Origin of the sequence: Bacillus sp. JNUCC-22, assembly GCF_018861275.1 — a bacterium.
Classification (GTDB): Bacteria; Bacillota; Bacilli; order Bacillales; family Bacillaceae; genus Bacillus; species Bacillus velezensis.
Genome location: NZ_CP076408.1, coordinates 2,383,732 through 2,400,529 on the forward strand (window position 1 = coordinate 2,383,732; position 16,798 = coordinate 2,400,529).

Sequence of the window (16,798 nt, forward strand, 5' to 3'; positions counted from 1 at the left end):
TCCTTTTAAAAATGAATCGCGTTTCCGTCTGCGGCTAACGCAGCTTCTCCAATCGCTTCTGACAGCGACGGATGCGGATGTATGGACTGGCCGATTTCCCAAGGCGTCGCGTCGAGCACCTTGGCAAGCCCCGCTTCAGAGATCATATCGGTGACGTGCGGACCGATCATATGAACACCGAGAATATCATCTGTATTCCGATCAGCGACGATTTTGACAAAGCCGTCGCTTTCTCCGTATACAAGAGCCTTTCCGATCGCCATGAACGGAAACTTCCCGATCTTCAGTTCATGCCCTTTTCGAAGAGCTTCCTCTTCTGTCAGACCGACGCTCGCCGCTTCCGGATTTGAATAAATACATTTCGGCACAAGAGCGGCATCAAGCGGAGCCGGATTAAGGCCCGCCATATGCTCAACGGCAATGATGCCCTCACGTGAGGCCACATGCGCAAGCTGCAGCCCGCCGACAACATCACCGATCGCATAAATGTGCGATTCCTTCGTCTGCCCGGCTTCGTTCACGATGATAGAACCGTTTTCCGCTTCAATATCCGTGTTTTCAAGTCCGATCCCTTCAATGTTCGGCTGGCGGCCGATGGAAACAAGCATTTGTTCCGCGTGATACGTTTCTTTTTTTCCATTCTTTTCAGCGGCAATTGAAACGCCGTCCGCTTTTTCCAATGTATCCGGAAGCACTTTCGCACCCGTCACGATCTTAATTCCTTTTTTCGTTAACAGTTTTTCCATCTCGCTTGAAATATCACGGTCTTCCGTCGGCAAAATGCGATCCGCATATTCAATCACAGTGATATTGACGCCGAAATCGTTCAGCATGGATGCCCATTCAATTCCGATGACACCGCCGCCGACGATCATCATGGATTGGGGCAGACGTTCTAGCTCTAACGCTTCATCTGATGTCAGAATATATGTACCGTCTGCTTCTAAACCCGGCAGCATTTTCGGCCTTGAACCGGTTGCGATAATCAATTGTTTCGGTATCAGCATGTCGTTTTCTTCACCATTTGCGTATTCAACGGAAACCGTACCGGGAAGAGGTGAGAAGATGGAAGGGCCGAGCATACGTCCGTACCCGTTGAATACATCAATCTTCCCCTTTTTCATCAAGTGGGCGACACCGCCGGCCAGCCGGTCAACGATTCCCTGCTTTCGTTTTTGCACGCTGTCAAAGCGGAGGGAGACACCTTCCGTTTCAATGCCGAATGCTCCCGCTTCCTTTGCGGTTCGGTACACTTCCGCGCTTCTTAACAGCGCTTTACTCGGGATACATCCTTTATGCAGGCATGTTCCGCCGAGCTTTTCTTTTTCTACAACGGCCGTTTTTAAGCCGAGCTGGGCCGCTCTGATGGCGGCTACATAACCGCCCGTGCCGCCGCCCAGAATGACCACATCATACTCAGTCGCCATTTGTTTTCACTCCTTCGCCGATCTGATATTGCTTTGACTGCTCCTCACCGGCTAAAACCCGAAGCGCGCCTTGCGCGAGAGATTGCAGTTCATTTTCTCCCGGGTACACCAGTACATCCGAAATCCAATCTATGTACGATCTGATGGCGGATACGAAATTTTTCCCGTACGCCAATCCGCCCGTCAGGACGATAATGTCTACTTTTCCTTTTAAAACGGCGCTTGCCGCCCCGATTTCTTTTGCTACTTGATAAGCCATTGCGTCATAAATGAGACGCGCGTTTTCATCTCCGGCCTGAATGCGTTTTTCCACCTTCACCGCGTCCGTTGTCCCCAGGTAGCCGGAGAGTCCGCCCGTGCCGACAAGTTTTTTCATCATATCGGCTTTTGAATACTTGCCGGAAAAACACATTTCTACCAAATCACCCGCCGGAACGGTTCCCGCGCGCTCCGGGCTGAAGGGTCCTTCTCCGTGAAGCCCGTTGTTGACATCCGTCACCCGTCCGCAATCATGGACACCGACTGTGGTGCCGCCGCCCATATGAGTGACGATCATCTTCATCTGTTCATACCGTTTGCCGAGGGACGCCGCCGCCTGACGGGCAACAGCTTTTTGGTTCAAAGCATGGAAAATGCTTTTCCGCTTGATTTCAGGCATTCCTGATACTTTGGCGAGCGGAGTCATCTCATCCACCACGACCGGATCGACGATATACGCGGGGATATTTAATCCGTCAGCTATTTCCCTGGCAATAATTCCGCCCAAATTAGAAGCATGCTGGCCGTTGTAGCCGTTTTTCAAATCAGTGATCATGGCGTCATTCACTTCATATGTGCCGCCCTCAATCGGTCTGAGCAGGCCGCCTCTGGCACAAACGGCATCGAACTTTGAAATGTTGATGCCCTGTTCGTGCAAAGACTCAAGAATGCTTATTTTTCGAAATTCGTATTGGTCGATGATGGTGTTAAATGTTTTCAGCTCTTCTTCGGGATGCCGCAGCGTCTTTTCAAAGATACAGCGTTCATTGTGAAAGACACCGATTTTCGTTGATGTTGAGCCTGGATTCAGAATGAGAATGCGTTTTTCCTTTTCGAACATTTTCATACCTCCAGATCAAATTCCTATCGTCTGCTTAATATACTTTGGCCGTTTTGCAGAAACTGGCTTCTTGAACGGCGCATGCGCTCAATTCGTTCCTCAGCCAGACGGTCAGCCGCTAAGTATGTCGGAATGCCGTCACGCGCGGAAATATCGAGCACCCGCTCAATGTTTGCATAGATGCCTTCAACCTTTTTCAAAGCCCGCTCAGCATTGTAGCCGTAAAGCTCATCGGCCACATTGATGACGCCGCCTGCATTGATGACATAATCCGGAGCGTACACGATTCCCATTTCATGAATGGTATCGCCGTGACGTGTTTCTTTCAGCTGGTTATTGGCCGCTCCCGCAATGACTTTCGCCTTCAGCTGTTTAATCGTGTCATCGTTAATGACGGCGCCGAGAGCACATGGGGCATAAATATCGCACGCCTGTGAGTAAATGTCGCCGGGATCAACTGCGCGGGCGCCGAAATCCTCAACGGCACGTTTAACAGATTCTTTATTGATATCCGTTACGATTAAAGAAGCGCCTTCTTCGTGAAGGTGGCGGCATAGATTGTAAGCCACATTTCCCACGCCTTGCACGGCAATTGTTTTACCTTCCAGTGAATCAGTGCCAAACGCCGCTTTCGCTGCAGCTTTCATCCCTTTGTAGACGCCGTACGCCGTAACCGGGGACGGATTTCCTGATGAACCGAATGCCGGAGAAATTCCGGTTACATAGTCTGTTTCATCATGAATGATGTCCATATCTTCAACGGTGGTGCCGACGTCTTCCGCCGTAATATACCTTCCGTTTAAGCCTTGGATGTAGCGCCCGAACGCGCGGAACATTTCTTCATTTTTATCTTTGCGCGGGTCTCCGATAATAACGGTTTTCCCGCCGCCTAAGTTTAAACCGGCAGCCGCATTTTTATAAGTCATGCCTTTTGCGAGTCTTAGTGCATCTTCAATCGCCGCTTCTTCACTGTCATATGTCCACATTCTTGTTCCGCCGAGTGCGGGGCCGAGCGTCGTATCATGAATCGCGATGATCGCTTTTAATCCGGATTGTTCATCTTGGCAGAATACCAATTGTTCGTAATCATAAGTCTCCATATATTTAAAAATTTCCATAGGTTCGTTCCTCCTACTGTTCTTGTGATGCGCAAATCGCAAGCGCAATTGAATACAGTTTATTTTCTGCGGTATCCGCTCTGCTCGTTAGTGCGATCGGCGCTTTTGCACCGGCGATGACGGCAGCAACATTTGCTTTCGCAAAATAAATCATTGACTTATAAAGCATATTTCCGGCCTCAATTGAAGGAACCAAGAGAATATCCGCCTGGCCCGCTACGCTTCCGGAAATCCCTTTTTGCAGCGCAGCCGCTTGGGATACGGCATTATCCAAAGCAAGCGGTCCGTCCGCAATGCAGCCGGTAATCTGTCCTCTGTTGCACATCTGGACGATCGCAGCCGCGTTCAGCGTCGCCTCCATTTTCGGATTAACCGTTTCAATAGCGGCAAGGACTGCGGCTTTCGGCATAGGGTTTCCTACTGAATGTGCGACATGAACCGCATTTTGCAGAATATGCCCAAGCTCTTCAAGAGACGGGGCAATGTTCAGCGCTGAATCAGTCACATACATCAGCCGGTCATAGTCCGGCACCTCAAAAACGGCTACATGTGACAACACCCTTTTTGAACGAAGCCCTTCATGGCGGTTTAAAACCGATTTCAGAAGAGTTGAGCTCGGGAGATTCCCTTTCATCAAAACGTCCGCCTCTTGTTCACGCACTGCGCGCACTGCTTTTGCCGCAGATTCTTCGGGTGAATCGGCGTGGATGATTTCAACATTGAACTTCGGCTCATTTGCCAGAAGCTCTTTCAGCTTTCCGCTGTCACCCGTCAGTAAAAATCGTGCCGACAAGTGTTCTGCCGCCATTTTGACGGCCTGGATCACTTCTTTATCTGCTGCGTGGGCCACTGCAATGGTTTTTGCGTTTTTTGCCGCGGCTTTTTCAACCAGGTCTCTCAGCTTCATTTTGTACCACCTTCCTTGTGCGAATCCGCTTTTAACAATGCAAGTTCCGTGCCAAATATGCGGGAGGGTTTATTCCGGCTTTTTTCAAGAAAACATGCAGCTGTTTGCGCTTTCTCTGCAATTTATTGCATGCCGTCATTTGCAAGGCCGTACTTGTCCATTTTGTAGTACAGGTTCCGAATGCTGACGCCAAGCGCTTTTGCCGTTTTGGTTCGGTTGAATTTATGCTTTTCAAGCGTTTTTTGAATGACGTGCGCTTCAAATTTTTCAACAGCCTGAGACAGCTTTTCCCCTTCCACATCCGGAAAATCGCTTTGGGTGCCGTTTTTTTCATTCAGCTCTGATTCAAAAACAGGCAGATGCTGCTGTTCGATCCGTTCCATGTGCGGCTCTAAAAATATCATTGCCCGTCCGAGAACATTTTCAAGCTCCCGGACGTTTCCCGGCCAGCTGTAGGCTGATAAAGCTCGCAGCGCGTTCGGCGTGAGCCCCTTTACATTGCGGCCGTAATCCTGATTGATTTTTTCAATGAGCCGAATGCTCAGCGCTTCAATATCTTCTTTGCGCTGCCGAAGCGGCGGGATTGAGATCGGATAGCGGTTAATCCGGTAATACAGGTCTTCACGGAACGCGCCTTCCGCCATGGCCTTTTCGATATTGACGTTTGTCGCTGCGATAATTCTGACATTGACAGAAATCGCTTTAGCGCCGCCGACTCTGATAATTTCTTTTTCCTGCAGAACTCTGAGCAGCTTTGCCTGGGTGCTTTGGGTCAGCTCTCCGATTTCATCTAAGAAAATGCTGCCGTTATTCGCTTCCTCAAATAGTCCTTTTTTGCCCCCGCGCCTCGCGCCCGTAAACGCGCCTTCCTCATAGCCGAAAAGCTCGGATTCTAGCAGTGATTCAGACAAGGCCGCACAATTGACCCGAATGAACTTATTGTATTTTCGGTCGCTTTCATTATGGATGGCGTGGGCGAAAAGTTCTTTTCCTGTGCCGGATTCTCCCCGCAGCAGAATCGTCGCCGGCGTTTTCGCCCCGAGCTTCGCCTGTTCAAGGGCGACCAGCATTTGTTCACTCGTGCCGATAATGTCGTCAAACGTGTATTTCGCTTCAAGCGTGCGGATGATCTGGCGCGCCCGATTCAGCTCAGCAGTCAGCGTTTTAATTTCTGACACGTCGTGGATGACGCCGACGCTGCCTTTTAAAATACCGTCCACAATAACGGGGGCAACATTTACGATAACATCCTTTTTATTGGGGCCGACCTTCATTCTCACACCCCGCACGGGCCGCCTTGTCCCCAATACTTTCAGGTGCATGCTCTCCCCTTCTGAGATATCGGTGGAAGCGGGTTTTCCGATGACTTCGCTTTCTGACAGCCCGGTCATTTTTGTATACGCTTTGTTGATTAACATTCCGATGCCGTTTTCATCAACGACGGAAATGGCCTCGTCTGACGATTGTATAATCGCTTCAAGCATGGTGCGGATTTGTTTTAAGTTCGTGACCTCTTCCGCCAGTTCAACTGCGTCGGTGATGTCTTTAAACACGCATAACGCGCCGAGAAGTTTTCCGCCTTCATCAATGATCGGCAGTCTTGTCGTGACAATCTGCAGGTGCTTTCCGAGAAGCTGCTTCTGGTTATATTCCGGCTCTCTCGTTTCCAGAATCCGCGGCAGCTTTGTGTTCGGCACTACATCTTTAATTTGGCGGCCGATGACATCCTCCCGTTTTTGGCCGACCATTTTTTCTGCCATCTGATTAAATAAAATGATCGTTTCGTTGACGTCTATAAAAATCATGCCGTCGTGCGTTGAATTAAAAATCCGGTCATGCTTATACGTCTGCGACTTCAGCATTTGGATAAGCTGCTGTTTTTCCTCCATCAGCTGAAACACCATGTACGCCAATTTTCCCGGCATGACGATGGTTTGTTCTTTTTTCTCATGGAGCAGCTCATCCATGACAGCTTTATCGCCTGTTGTATGGATGATAATATCTATATCTTCAGTTATGTAGGGTTTCCAATCTGATGAGGTTGCAATTCCATATCTCCGGGCTTCTTGCAGCCCTTGCGCCTCCGGATCTTGGTCAACCACCGCAATAATCCGGATCAGCTTTGTTTTCATCAAAATCTGTAGGAGCGCCGTGCCTCCTTTACCAGCACCTATAATCAGCACCTTCTGCATCCCGATACCCCTTTATATGAAAAAATTTGCACACCTGTATTTCCCGTTGCAATAATTTGCACAACCCCTATGTTACCACGTTTTGATCTCTTGACAAAATATTTTTTCGATTGGACAATAAAGGAAAACATATCGTAAAGGGGTTTTCTGAATATGAGCCGGCTTGTTGCGCTTTTGATTCTGGTCCTCCCCGGCGCTGTCGCGGCGCTCGGCATTAAGCTGATGAGAGATGCATTATTCGGGCATGCGTTTTCCCCGTTTCCGTCCCTTTTTCTTCAGGGGGCGGCCGGATTGGCGTTTTTTTTGTTCGGCCTTTATGTTCTGGCCGGGTTTATTCTGTACAGAGATCGGAAACGCAATCAAGTCAGCCCGCGGTTCAGGAAAAAAAAGCTGTAAAAAAAGCCCTTGCAAAAAAAGGGCTTTTTCAGTCGTCCGGCAGTATCGTTTTGGCAATGGATTGATCCAGTTCTTCATAGTCATCGTAAGCGATCGTTTCATATAATTCTTTTCTCGTCTGCATATCCGAAAGCCCCTCTTTTTGCGAGCCTTCTTCTTTCAGAAGGCGGAAAATGCGCTCAAAAGCCTTGGCCGCCGTTCTGAGTGACGTGACCGGGTAAATGACCATCTGACAGCCCATATCGGAAAATTCATCAGCACTGTAATACGGCGTTTTTCCGAATTCAGTCATGTTTGCGAGAATCGGCACACTGATTTGTTTGGAAAACGCTCTGAATTCACTTTCGGATTGGAGCGCTTCCGGAAAAACAGCGTCAGCACCCGCTTTTATATAAGCGGACGCCCTTTTTAATGCCCCCTCCAATCCTTCCTGCTGTCTGGCGTCTGTTCTCGCAACAACAAGAAGAGTCGGCGCGGCCCGCTTGACCGCTTGGATTTTTTGCGCCATTTCTTCAATCGGCACGAGCTGCTTCCCATTCAGATGTCCGCATTTTTTCGGCAGGCGCTGATCCTCCATCTGGACGGCGGCCGCGCGCGCTTCATACATTTCTTTCGCCGTCCGGGCGGCATTCAGCACTCCTCCGAAACCCGTGTCAATATCGACAAGGACGGGCAGATCAGACGAGCGGACCAGATCTTTAACCCGTTCAGCCATTTCCGCCGACGTGATGATCCCTAAATCGGGAAGCCCTCTGCTCGCCGTGTAAGCCGCGCCTGATAAATAAAGAGCCGAAAACCCCGTTTTCTTGGCGATAAGAGCGGCCATCGCATCGTGAGCGCCGGGGATCTGCAATAGATCCGGCGCTGCCATCAGCGTACGGAACCGCTCTGCAAGCTCCTCTTGAGACGACTGCTTGCTGACGATCCACGTCATGTTTGTCACCCTCCTATTTTATACGAGAAATAAGTCCATAAATTCACTAACGCTGAGCTTCTGCATTCGGCCGCTATGTTCGCAGGCCTCTTTGATTTTACGCTGCTGCTTCAATGAAAAATGAGTGCTGATGTTTGCTGAAAACTTGGCAAGAATCTTCGGAACGGCTTCTTTTCTGCGGAACCGGTGCCCGAGCGGGTATTCACATTCAATCCGTCCCGTAGCCGTGCCGTCTGTAAAATGCACCTGTACGGCATTTGATATGGATCGCTTATTCGGGTCTAAGTAATCTTTTGAGTACGCTTTGTGTTCCGTCACCTCCATTTTGCTCCGCAATGTATCAATTCGCGGGTCAGACGCCGTTTCCTCTTCATAATGATCCGCCGTGATATCTCCGAAAAGCAGCCCGATTGCCGTAATATACTGGAGGCAGTGATCCCGGTCAGCCGGATTGTGAAGCGGCCCTTTTTTATCGATAATCCGGATAGCCGACTCATGGGTCATAATCGTGATCCTGTCAATGTCTTCGATGCGGTCTTTCACCTCAGGATGAAGCCGGACCGCGCATTCCGCCGCTGTCTGGGCGTGGAATTCAGCCGGGTAGGATACTTTAAACAAAACATTCTCCATCACATAGGACCCAAGCGGGCGGGCAAGCTTCATTTCCTGCCGGTTAAACAATACGTCTTGAAATCCCCACCCAGATGCGGTCAGAGCCGTCGGGTACCCCATTTCACCTTTTTGCGCCATAAGGGCCAAATATACGCCTCTGCTCGTCGCGTCGCCGGCCGCCCATGATTTGCGTGATCCGGTGTTCGGCGCATGCCGATACGTTCTGAGGCTTGAATTATCAATCCAAGCGTGAGATACGGCGTTATTGATTTCCTCTTTTGAGCCGCCCAGCATTTGCGCGCAAACAGCCGCAGTCGCCACTTTCACAAACAGCACATGGTCAAGCCCCACTCTGTTTAAGCTGTTTTCCAAAGCGAGAATTCCTTGAATTTCGTGCGCTTTGATCATTGCGCAAAGCACATCGCGCACGGTAAGCGGTTCTTTCCCTTCTGAAATCCGCACTCTGGATATATAATCCGCACAAGCCAATATGCCTCCGAGATTGTCAGACGGATGACCCCATTCCGCCGCAAGCCACGTATCATTATAATCGAGCCACCTGTTGATACAGCCGATATTAAAAGCAGCCGTGACCGGGTCTAAAACAAAAGGCGTGCCCGGGACTCTGCTGCCGTTGGGCACGGAGGTTCCCGGGACAATCGGGCCGAGCAACTTTGTACATTCGGGATAGCTGAGCGCCAAAATTCCGCAGCCTATCGTATCAAGAAGCACATGTCCTGCCGTAGTAAAAGCTTCTGAACTGTCAATCTCCTGATGGAGCACGTAATCAGAAATCTCTTCGATTACAGCGTCCATTCGGCGGGGTTCTGTCATGTTTTCATCTTCCTTTCTCATCTGTTTACAGGCGCGCTCCGGTATAACGGACACGCGGGCGGAAAAGCCGGTTTCGGCTGTGCTGTTCAATGACGTGGGCGCACAATCCGACCGTCCGTGCGCTGAAGAATATAGGCGTATACAGCGGTATCGGGATGCCGAGCATGTAATAGACCGGCGCTGCGTAGTAATCTAAGTTCGGATAAAGGCCTTTTTTCTCCCTCATAACGGTTTCGCCGGCTTCACACATATGATAAAGACGGAAATCACCTGAAAGATCAGACAGATTTTTTAACGCTTCTTTCATCATGAGCGCCCTCGGGTCCATTTTTTTCATGTAGACACGGTGGCCGAAGCCCATGATTTTTTCTTTGTTTGCGAGTTTTTGAGTTAATAATTGTATAAACCCGTCTGTATCCTTCGCTTCCTCAAGCATGTACATAACCGCTTCGTTCGCTCCGCCGTGAAGATTTCCCTTAAGCGAGGCGACGGCTCCGGTCAGCGCGCCGTAAATATCCGATTGCGTCGAAGCGATGACACGGGCCGTAAACGTTGAGTTCGGCAATTCATGCTCACTGTATAAAAGAAGCGACCGGTCGAAGATTTCTTCTTCCAAAGATGACGGTGTTTTTCCGGTAATCATATATAAAAAGTTTGCGCTGTATGATAAGGTTCCGACCGGCGCCAAAGGCTCCAGCCCGTTGATGACTCGATAGCTGTTGACCGTCAGATTCGGCATTTTGCCTATCAGTCCGCGTACGCGGTGCTGATTTACGGAAGATGAACGGTCATCGATGTCCTTGTCAAAGCCTCCAAGCGCGGACAAACCCGTCCTCAGTCCGTCCATCGGGTGAGTATGTTCAGGCAGCAGACGGCATATGTGCAAGATTTCCTCGGGAAGGTGTCCGCCGCGCCGAACGTCTTCTTCAAGCGCCGCCTTCTCTTTCGCATCAGGAAGTCTGTCTTCCAATAAGAGATGAACAATGTCCATATAGCCGGCCGTTTTAGAAAGCTCAATCAGATCGTGGCCTTTGATTAAAATACTGCCCTGCTGTGTATCCAGGAAAGAAATCCCCGTTTCCACCGCAATGACGCCATCTAAACCGGGAGAATAAGATTCCATGGTTTCGCTCCTTTGCGCACTTTTTATTGAAGAAGATACTTAGAAATAATCAGCCTTTGAATCTCATTGGTTCCTTCATAGATTTGCGTGACTTTCGCATCCCGAAATAAACGCTCCGCGGGATACTCTTTCATATAGCCGTAGCCGCCGTGAATCTGCACAGCCTCCACCGCCGCTTTCATCGCCGCATCGGACGCGAATTGCTTCGCCATAGATGCTTCTTTTCCGCACGGAAGCCCTCGCTGATACAGATCAGCGGCATGATAGACCAATAATTTGGCAGCTTCCGCATTCGTCGCCATGTCAGATAATTTAAATGAAACGGCCTGATTCGAAGCGATGGGTCTGCCGAACTGGCTGCGGGTTTTGGCGTACTCCACCGAGCAGCCGAGCGCCGCTTCGATAATCCCGAGCGCCTGAGCCGCTATGCCGATCCGTCCGACGTCAAGGTTTTTCATGGCGATTGAAAAGCCCTCGCCCTCTTCGCCGAGCCGGTTTTCAATCGGAATTTCCGCTTGGTCAAACTGCAATTCGACAGTATTGGAACCTAACAGTCCGAGCTTTTTTTCTTTTTTTCCGACAGAAAAACCGGGTGTGTTTTTCTCAATGATAAACGCGGAAATTCCCTTTCTCCCCTTACCTGGATCGGTTATGGCGAATGTCAGATACAGATCTGCCGCTCCGCCGTTAGTAATAAAGATTTTTGAACCGTTCAGAATATATGAACCGCCTTTTCGCACGGCCGTTGTTTTCAGGCTGCCCGCATCAGATCCGGATTGAGGCTCAGTAAGCGCAAATGCCCCAATATATTCGCCCGCTGCCAGCTTCGGAATATACGTTTGTTTTTGGGCTTCTGTCCCGAAATGCAAAATCGGGATTGTCCCTACCGATGTGTGGACGGATAAAATGACGCCGACGGCCGCGCTGACTTTTGATATTTCATGAATCGCTAAAATGTAAGATGTTGTATCAGCACCCGCCCCGCCGTAAGCTTCCGGGACGGGAATGCCCATCAATCCCGCTTCGCCCATTTTTTTAATCAGCCGCTCCGGAAATTCATCTGTTGATTCCATGAACTCAACCATCGGCGCGATTTCCTTGCGGGCAAAATCACGCACCATTTTTCTCATCATGATGTGCTCTTCTGTAAAATGCATGGCTGCCGTCTCCCCTCATGATCTTTACGTCATCTGCCGTACTCATAAAAACCGCGCCCGCTTTTTTTGCCAAGCCAGCCGGCGCTGACATATTTTCTGAGCAGAGGGCATGGGCGGTATTTCGAATCTCCGAGCCCCGCATAGAGAACCTCCATAATGGAAAGGCACGTATCCAGCCCGATGAAGTCAGCTAATGTTAAAGGACCCATCGGATGCCGCATGCCGAGCTTCATCACCTCATCAATCGCTTCCTTTGAAGCTGCTCCTTCGTAAAGGCAATAAACGGCTTCGTTAATCATCGGCATTAATATGCGATTAGATATAAAGCCCGGGAAGTCATTGACTTCGACAGGGGTTTTATTCATCCGGACGGCAAGCTTCTTTACTGTTTCCGCCGTTTCTTCCGATGTGGCGAGTCCTCTGATGACTTCGACAAGCTCCATGACAGGAACCGGATTCATAAAATGCATGCCGATTACTTTTTCAGGCCTTTTTGTGGCCGCGGCAAGCTCCGTAATGGGAAGAGAAGACGTATTGCTTGCCAATACGGCATGAGGGGGACAGATTTTATCTAGTGTGTCAAACAATTCCGCTTTTGCTTTTTTGTTTTCTGCAATGGCTTCAATTACAAAATCAGCATCTCCCGCTTCTGTGAGTTCTGCCGGGGAAATACGGCTGAAAACGGCATCTGTCTCCTGCCGTGACTTCCGTCCTTTTGCCTGCTCTTTCTCCAGGTTTGTCTTTATGCGGTGAAGACCTTTTGTTACCGTTTCCGGCTCCCAATCGTATAACATGACGGCAAACCCGGCTTCTGCAGCCGTCTGCGCGATGCCTGCTCCCATCTGACCGGCACCTGCGACCATGATTGTTTTCATTTTCATCCGGCGCTCCCTCCTTTGATCAGTACACCTCAAGCAGGACGGCATCTCCTTGAGCCGCTCCGCTGCATATAGCCGCTATGCCTAAACCTCCTCCGCGACGCTTTAATTCGTATATTAAACTCATGATGATTCTCGCTCCGCTTGCGCCGATCGGGTGGCCGAACGCGATTGCCCCTCCGTTTACATTCACTTTTTCCCGGCTGAACCCGGCTATTTTTTCACTCACGAGCACGACGGACGCAAATGCTTCATTTACTTCAAACAAATCAATATCGTCAACGGACAGTCCGGTTTTTGTCAAGAGCCGGCTGATGGCCTCTCCCGGCGCGCTTGCCAGCTCGCACGCTTCCAGTCCGACTGACGCAAAGCCAAGTATCGCTGCGAGCGGCCTGACATGCTGCTTCGCGGCTTTTTCCTCTGACATCAGCACAAATGCTCCGGCCCCGTCATTTACACCGGGAGCGTTTCCGGCTGTAACCGTTCCGTCGGCTGTAAAAATTGGCTTGAGCGCTGCAAGCTGCTCAAGGCTCGTATCAGGGCGCAGCCCCTCATCCGCTTCAACGGTATGCTGTTTGCCCTTTTTGCCGGTCCAGGTGACGGGGACAATTTCTTCACGCAATTTGCCCGCCTCGGCCGCCTCAGCCGCGCGTTTCTGGCTCAAAAGAGCGTAATGATCCTGTTCATCCCGGGAAATGCCGTACTTTTTGGCCGCAGTGCTTCCGTGGACAGCCATATGCACCTGGTCGAACGCACAGGTCAGCCCGTCATGAACCATTAAATCCTGAAACACCCCGTCCCCCATCCTCACACCCCAGCGGCCGGCCGGAATGGCGTACGGAATGTTGCTCATGCTTTCCATTCCGCCTGCAATCAGCACGTCCGCATCTTTCGCCCGGATCATTTGATCACAGATGGTAACGGCCCTGAGCCCTGATGCACAGACCTTATTAATGGTTTCAGCCGGAACGGACCACGGAAGCCCGGCATATCTTGCAGCCTGCCGTGCCGGAATCTGCCCGGCACCCGCCTGGACGACCATTCCCATCACCGCTCCTTCCGCTTCGCTTTCACTGATAGCGGCGCGCTTGATTGCTTCTTTTATGGCAATGCCGCCAAGCTCGGCTGCCTTTACCTCTTTTAATGCGCCGCCAAATTTTCCGAACGGCGTTCTTGCCGCACTGACGATAACCGTTTTTCCCACAATTTTGCCTCACTTTCAATAAGATAAAAGATAACGCTTACACAAAACGCCCTGTTACAATATATGAACCGGCTGACCGAGTTATGAGTGCACCGCCTTTTTCCCGCCCATAAAAAAAGAAGACTGTCTGAACAGTCTTCTCAGCTGCGGCATTCTTCTTTTATAGAAACAGCCAGCTTTGGATAATCGGTAAAAATTGCGTCTGCTCCCGCTTTCATCAGCTGCTTCATATCCTCAGGACGATTGACGGTGAACGGACGGAGCGCCGCTTGGTGTTTTGCAAGATGTTTGATCACTTCAGCGCTCACCGCCGGCGTACCGAGCTTCGGATGATAACCCGAAGCGGGAATGGCGGCAAGATACCGTTCAGGCCGGTACAGCACATCCATTGTCAGCACCGCCCGTTCAATTTCAGGCGCCAAGGCGTGGCAAACCGCAAGACTCTCATGATTAAATGAAGAAAAAATAACGCGCTTTTCCAGTCCGTAATATCTGACTTTTTTAATCACTTCTTCTTCCATTCCTTCGTAACGGAACACACTGTTTTTCAGCTCAATGTTTATCAGAAAATCAGCACGTTCCGCAAAACGCAGCACATCTGACAAAAGCGGAATTCTGACACCTTTAAAAGCATCTTTCCATTTTCCGGCGGCATCGGCGGTTCTGATTTTGTCATACGCCGTATCTTTCACAAATCCTTTCAAAGACGTCGTGCGGTCGAGGGTTTCATCGTGAATGACCACGATCCGGCCGTCTTTTGTCATCTGTACATCAAGTTCAATTCCGTCAGCCCCGTCCTCAATCGCTTTTTTGAATGCGGGCATCGTATTTTCAGGGCAGTCGCCCGACGCCCCCCGGTGGGCAAAAATATTCGTCATATGTGTCACCTCAGGTGTTTGTCATCGGTTTTCTCTATTATAATCGTTATGCACATAAGGAGGGCGCTATTTACACATATTTTATAATTACCGTCCGCTGTAATAGGTTTCGATTCCCTTTACAACGGCGTCCGCGGCGTGCTCTTGTCCGTTATCGCTTTTCAGCTTGTCCGCATCTTGAGGATTTGTGATAAAACCTAATTCAGCCAGCACACTCGGCATCTTTGAATATGTAATAACATAAAAAGGAGCTTCTTTTACGCCTCTGTCCTTCATCCCTAAAGACGTGACAAGCTGCTGCTGGATGTCGGAAGCAAGCCTTTCGCTGTCTGCTCCTTCATATGTCGAATTAAAATACGTTTCCGTGCCCGATGCCGTTGAGACGGCTGAATTCGTATGGAGGCTGACGAATAAATCGGATTGGCTGGCGCTTGCTTTCGCCACCCGCTCGTCCAAACGTAAAAAAGTATCGTCAGTCCTTGAAGCAACAGGTTTTGCGCCTTCTGTCTCCAATTTGGCGATCACCTTGTTTGACACCGCTAAATTGATGTTTTTCTCAAGCAGTCCATTTCCGCCGGCCCCGCTGTCTTCTCCGCCATGTCCGGCATCGATATAAATGGTTTTCCCTTGCAAAGGTTCAGCTGCATAAGCAGACGGCGCAAGCAGAAGAAGAGCGGCACCGAAGGCAGCAGCGCTTTTTGTCAGTAAACCCACGTTTTTTCCTCCCCGTTTTCACATATCTGTTTCTTTTTTCAGTTCCTCAAGCCGTAATTGTCCGTTGCTCTCTTTTTTATAGGTGATTTGCACCGCCGTATGTTCAGGCAGAGACTGACATTCAAACCGCTTAGCGAAAGGCACCTTCACCTCTTGCCTTTCTCCGTCAATTTCGACCGCGATCGTATCGTTTCCGGCCGCTTTTATAAATGTTCCTTCCTGTGTAAATGACGGCGCCGCATCAGCCTCCGCGGTATACTCGCAGCCTGATAACAGCCATGCGGTGAAGATCAGAAGTATGACAGACTTCACACAGATCACCTCACGTTTTCTCATTCGGCTTTATCTTTGAACAGAATGACCGATTTGTAAAGGGAGCCTCCATTCCTCCAGCGCTTTTCCATATTTGGAATGAAGGCTATCTGACCTGCTGTTTACCTGAACTTAGAAAGAAAACAAGCTGATCAGTCTATGAAAAAAGTTCTGTCTGAAGGCCGAATATGCAGAATTTAACGGAAACGGACGACTTTCTGTTCATTTTGAAAAAATATCAGATCGGCAAAAAAAGAGAGCCGCGTCATGCGCTCTCCCGAATAGAAACATTCATATTTATTTTGAGCTTTTCATAAAATGAACGGGACAACTTAAAAGAGCAGCGTATTGGCGGCAATGATGAGAATAATCACTCCGCTCAGCACCGTGCTGAACTGTCCGACGTGAAAAGAACCGATGCGCAATGACGCGGCTTTTTTTCCAAGCGAGCAGCCGATCCATATGGTCAAAAAGCTTCCGACCGCCGCAGTGATGGAAATGGCAGCGGGAGAAAGCCCGATCAACCCCGCGCTTAATCCGTTGGTCAGCGCATTTGCGGATACGGCCACCCCGAGAACCATGGATTCCAATATACCGATTTCTCCCGAACCGTCGGCATCCGCTGCCTCCGGATTTTGCAGCAGACCGGCAAAACGGCCTTTTTTTCCTGACGCGCCAACACGCGCTGTTTTTCTCGGCACAGCCAGCAGAATGATGCGGATACCGATGACAGATAAAATAAACGCCGCCAGCAATACAGGAAGAAAGCCCGGTAAAACGGCTGAAATCCATTTGCCGAAATAAATTCCGATATAACTGAATACAAAACAGATAAAAGCGATCATCATATTTGACGCATGCGATATTTTGATTTTTCTGATGCCGTATGACATCCCCACTCCTAAATTATCAATGCTCGAGGACACTGCCAAACCTAAAATCAATAACCAAGCCATGTTCGTTTCTCTCCATTCTTTGATGTCTTTTCAACATGTTGTGCCGTTGAATCTACA

At 49.7% G+C, this 16,798-nt stretch carries 16 protein-coding genes; 1 reads left to right on the forward strand and 15 read right to left on the reverse strand.

Features of this window, described 5'->3' with window-relative positions; genetic code table 11:
• Positions 1-5: 5 nt before the first annotated feature.
• The 5 genes from lpdA to JNUCC22_RS11350 all read right to left on the reverse strand — a co-directional run bounded on the left by lpdA (position 6) and on the right by JNUCC22_RS11350 (position 6,743).
• Positions 6-1,427: a dihydrolipoyl dehydrogenase gene (gene lpdA, locus JNUCC22_RS11330; protein ID WP_064115405.1), complete on the reverse strand. Its 1,422-nt coding sequence runs from the start codon at positions 1,425-1,427 to the stop codon at positions 6-8.
• Positions 1,417-2,532: a butyrate kinase gene (gene buk, locus JNUCC22_RS11335; protein ID WP_150123257.1), complete on the reverse strand. Its 1,116-nt coding sequence runs from the start codon at positions 2,530-2,532 to the stop codon at positions 1,417-1,419. The genes lpdA and buk overlap by 11 nt, the downstream gene beginning before the upstream one ends.
• Positions 2,533-2,549: 17 nt before the next feature.
• Entirely contained in the window at positions 2,550-3,644 is a 1,095-nt protein-coding gene (gene bcd, locus JNUCC22_RS11340) for a branched-chain amino acid dehydrogenase (protein ID WP_003153209.1), read from the reverse strand.
• A 13-nt stretch (positions 3,645-3,657) separates the two neighbouring features.
• Positions 3,658-4,551 (reverse strand): phosphate butyryltransferase, encoded by an 894-nt coding sequence (yqiS, locus tag JNUCC22_RS11345; RefSeq protein ID WP_007612456.1) that lies wholly within the window; start codon positions 4,549-4,551, stop codon positions 3,658-3,660.
• 122 nt (positions 4,552-4,673) lie between these two features.
• Positions 4,674-6,743 (reverse strand): sigma-54 interaction domain-containing protein, encoded by a 2,070-nt coding sequence (locus tag JNUCC22_RS11350; protein ID WP_007408379.1) that lies wholly within the window; start codon positions 6,741-6,743, stop codon positions 4,674-4,676.
• Between the two features lie 153 nt (positions 6,744-6,896).
• Here JNUCC22_RS11350 and JNUCC22_RS11355 point away from each other — a divergent pair, with 153 nt between their 5' ends.
• Positions 6,897-7,139 carry a DUF2627 domain-containing protein gene (locus JNUCC22_RS11355; protein ID WP_007408378.1) on the forward strand — a complete coding sequence of 81 codons (243 nt, stop codon included), beginning with the start codon at positions 6,897-6,899 and terminating at the stop codon, positions 7,137-7,139.
• Positions 7,140-7,167: 28 nt separating this feature from the next.
• On the opposite strand, the gene prpB is transcribed toward JNUCC22_RS11355, so the two are convergent.
• The 10 genes from prpB to ytaF form a co-directional block, all read right to left on the reverse strand.
• Positions 7,168-8,073 carry a methylisocitrate lyase gene (prpB, locus tag JNUCC22_RS11360; protein WP_015417790.1) on the reverse strand — a complete coding sequence of 302 codons (906 nt, stop codon included), beginning with the start codon at positions 8,071-8,073 and terminating at the stop codon, positions 7,168-7,170.
• Positions 8,074-8,091: 18 nt separating this feature from the next.
• Positions 8,092-9,519 (reverse strand): bifunctional 2-methylcitrate dehydratase/aconitate hydratase, encoded by a 1,428-nt coding sequence (locus JNUCC22_RS11365; protein WP_165913824.1) that lies wholly within the window; start codon positions 9,517-9,519, stop codon positions 8,092-8,094.
• Positions 9,520-9,544: 25 nt separating this feature from the next.
• Complete coding sequence (mmgD, locus tag JNUCC22_RS11370; RefSeq protein WP_072589373.1) at positions 9,545-10,642, reverse strand: citrate synthase; 1,098 nt, start codon at positions 10,640-10,642, stop codon at positions 9,545-9,547.
• A gap of 23 nt (positions 10,643-10,665) precedes the next feature.
• Complete coding sequence (locus JNUCC22_RS11375) at positions 10,666-11,799, reverse strand: acyl-CoA dehydrogenase (protein ID WP_216061739.1); 1,134 nt, start codon at positions 11,797-11,799, stop codon at positions 10,666-10,668.
• Positions 11,800-11,828: 29 nt separating this feature from the next.
• A complete protein-coding gene (locus tag JNUCC22_RS11380; protein ID WP_032870629.1) occupies positions 11,829-12,680 on the reverse strand; it encodes a 3-hydroxybutyryl-CoA dehydrogenase in 852 nt (283 codons plus the stop codon).
• Between the two features lie 19 nt (positions 12,681-12,699).
• Complete coding sequence (locus tag JNUCC22_RS11385; RefSeq protein WP_032866408.1) at positions 12,700-13,881, reverse strand: acetyl-CoA C-acetyltransferase; 1,182 nt, start codon at positions 13,879-13,881, stop codon at positions 12,700-12,702.
• A 140-nt stretch (positions 13,882-14,021) separates the two neighbouring features.
• The gene (locus JNUCC22_RS11390) at positions 14,022-14,759 is read right to left on the reverse strand and encodes a glycerophosphodiester phosphodiesterase (RefSeq protein ID WP_015240188.1); all 738 of its coding nucleotides are present in this window, start codon (positions 14,757-14,759) and stop codon (positions 14,022-14,024) included.
• A gap of 87 nt (positions 14,760-14,846) precedes the next feature.
• Positions 14,847-15,473, reverse strand: coding sequence for an N-acetylmuramoyl-L-alanine amidase family protein (locus tag JNUCC22_RS11395; RefSeq protein WP_020956072.1), 627 nt, complete (start codon positions 15,471-15,473; stop codon positions 14,847-14,849).
• Positions 15,474-15,491: 18 nt separating this feature from the next.
• Positions 15,492-15,809 carry a hypothetical protein gene (locus JNUCC22_RS11400; RefSeq protein WP_014721488.1) on the reverse strand — a complete coding sequence of 106 codons (318 nt, stop codon included), beginning with the start codon at positions 15,807-15,809 and terminating at the stop codon, positions 15,492-15,494.
• Between the two features lie 308 nt (positions 15,810-16,117).
• Positions 16,118-16,741 carry a sporulation membrane protein YtaF gene (gene ytaF, locus JNUCC22_RS11405; RefSeq protein WP_007408366.1) on the reverse strand — a complete coding sequence of 208 codons (624 nt, stop codon included), beginning with the start codon at positions 16,739-16,741 and terminating at the stop codon, positions 16,118-16,120.
• Positions 16,742-16,798: the final 57 nt, after the last annotated feature.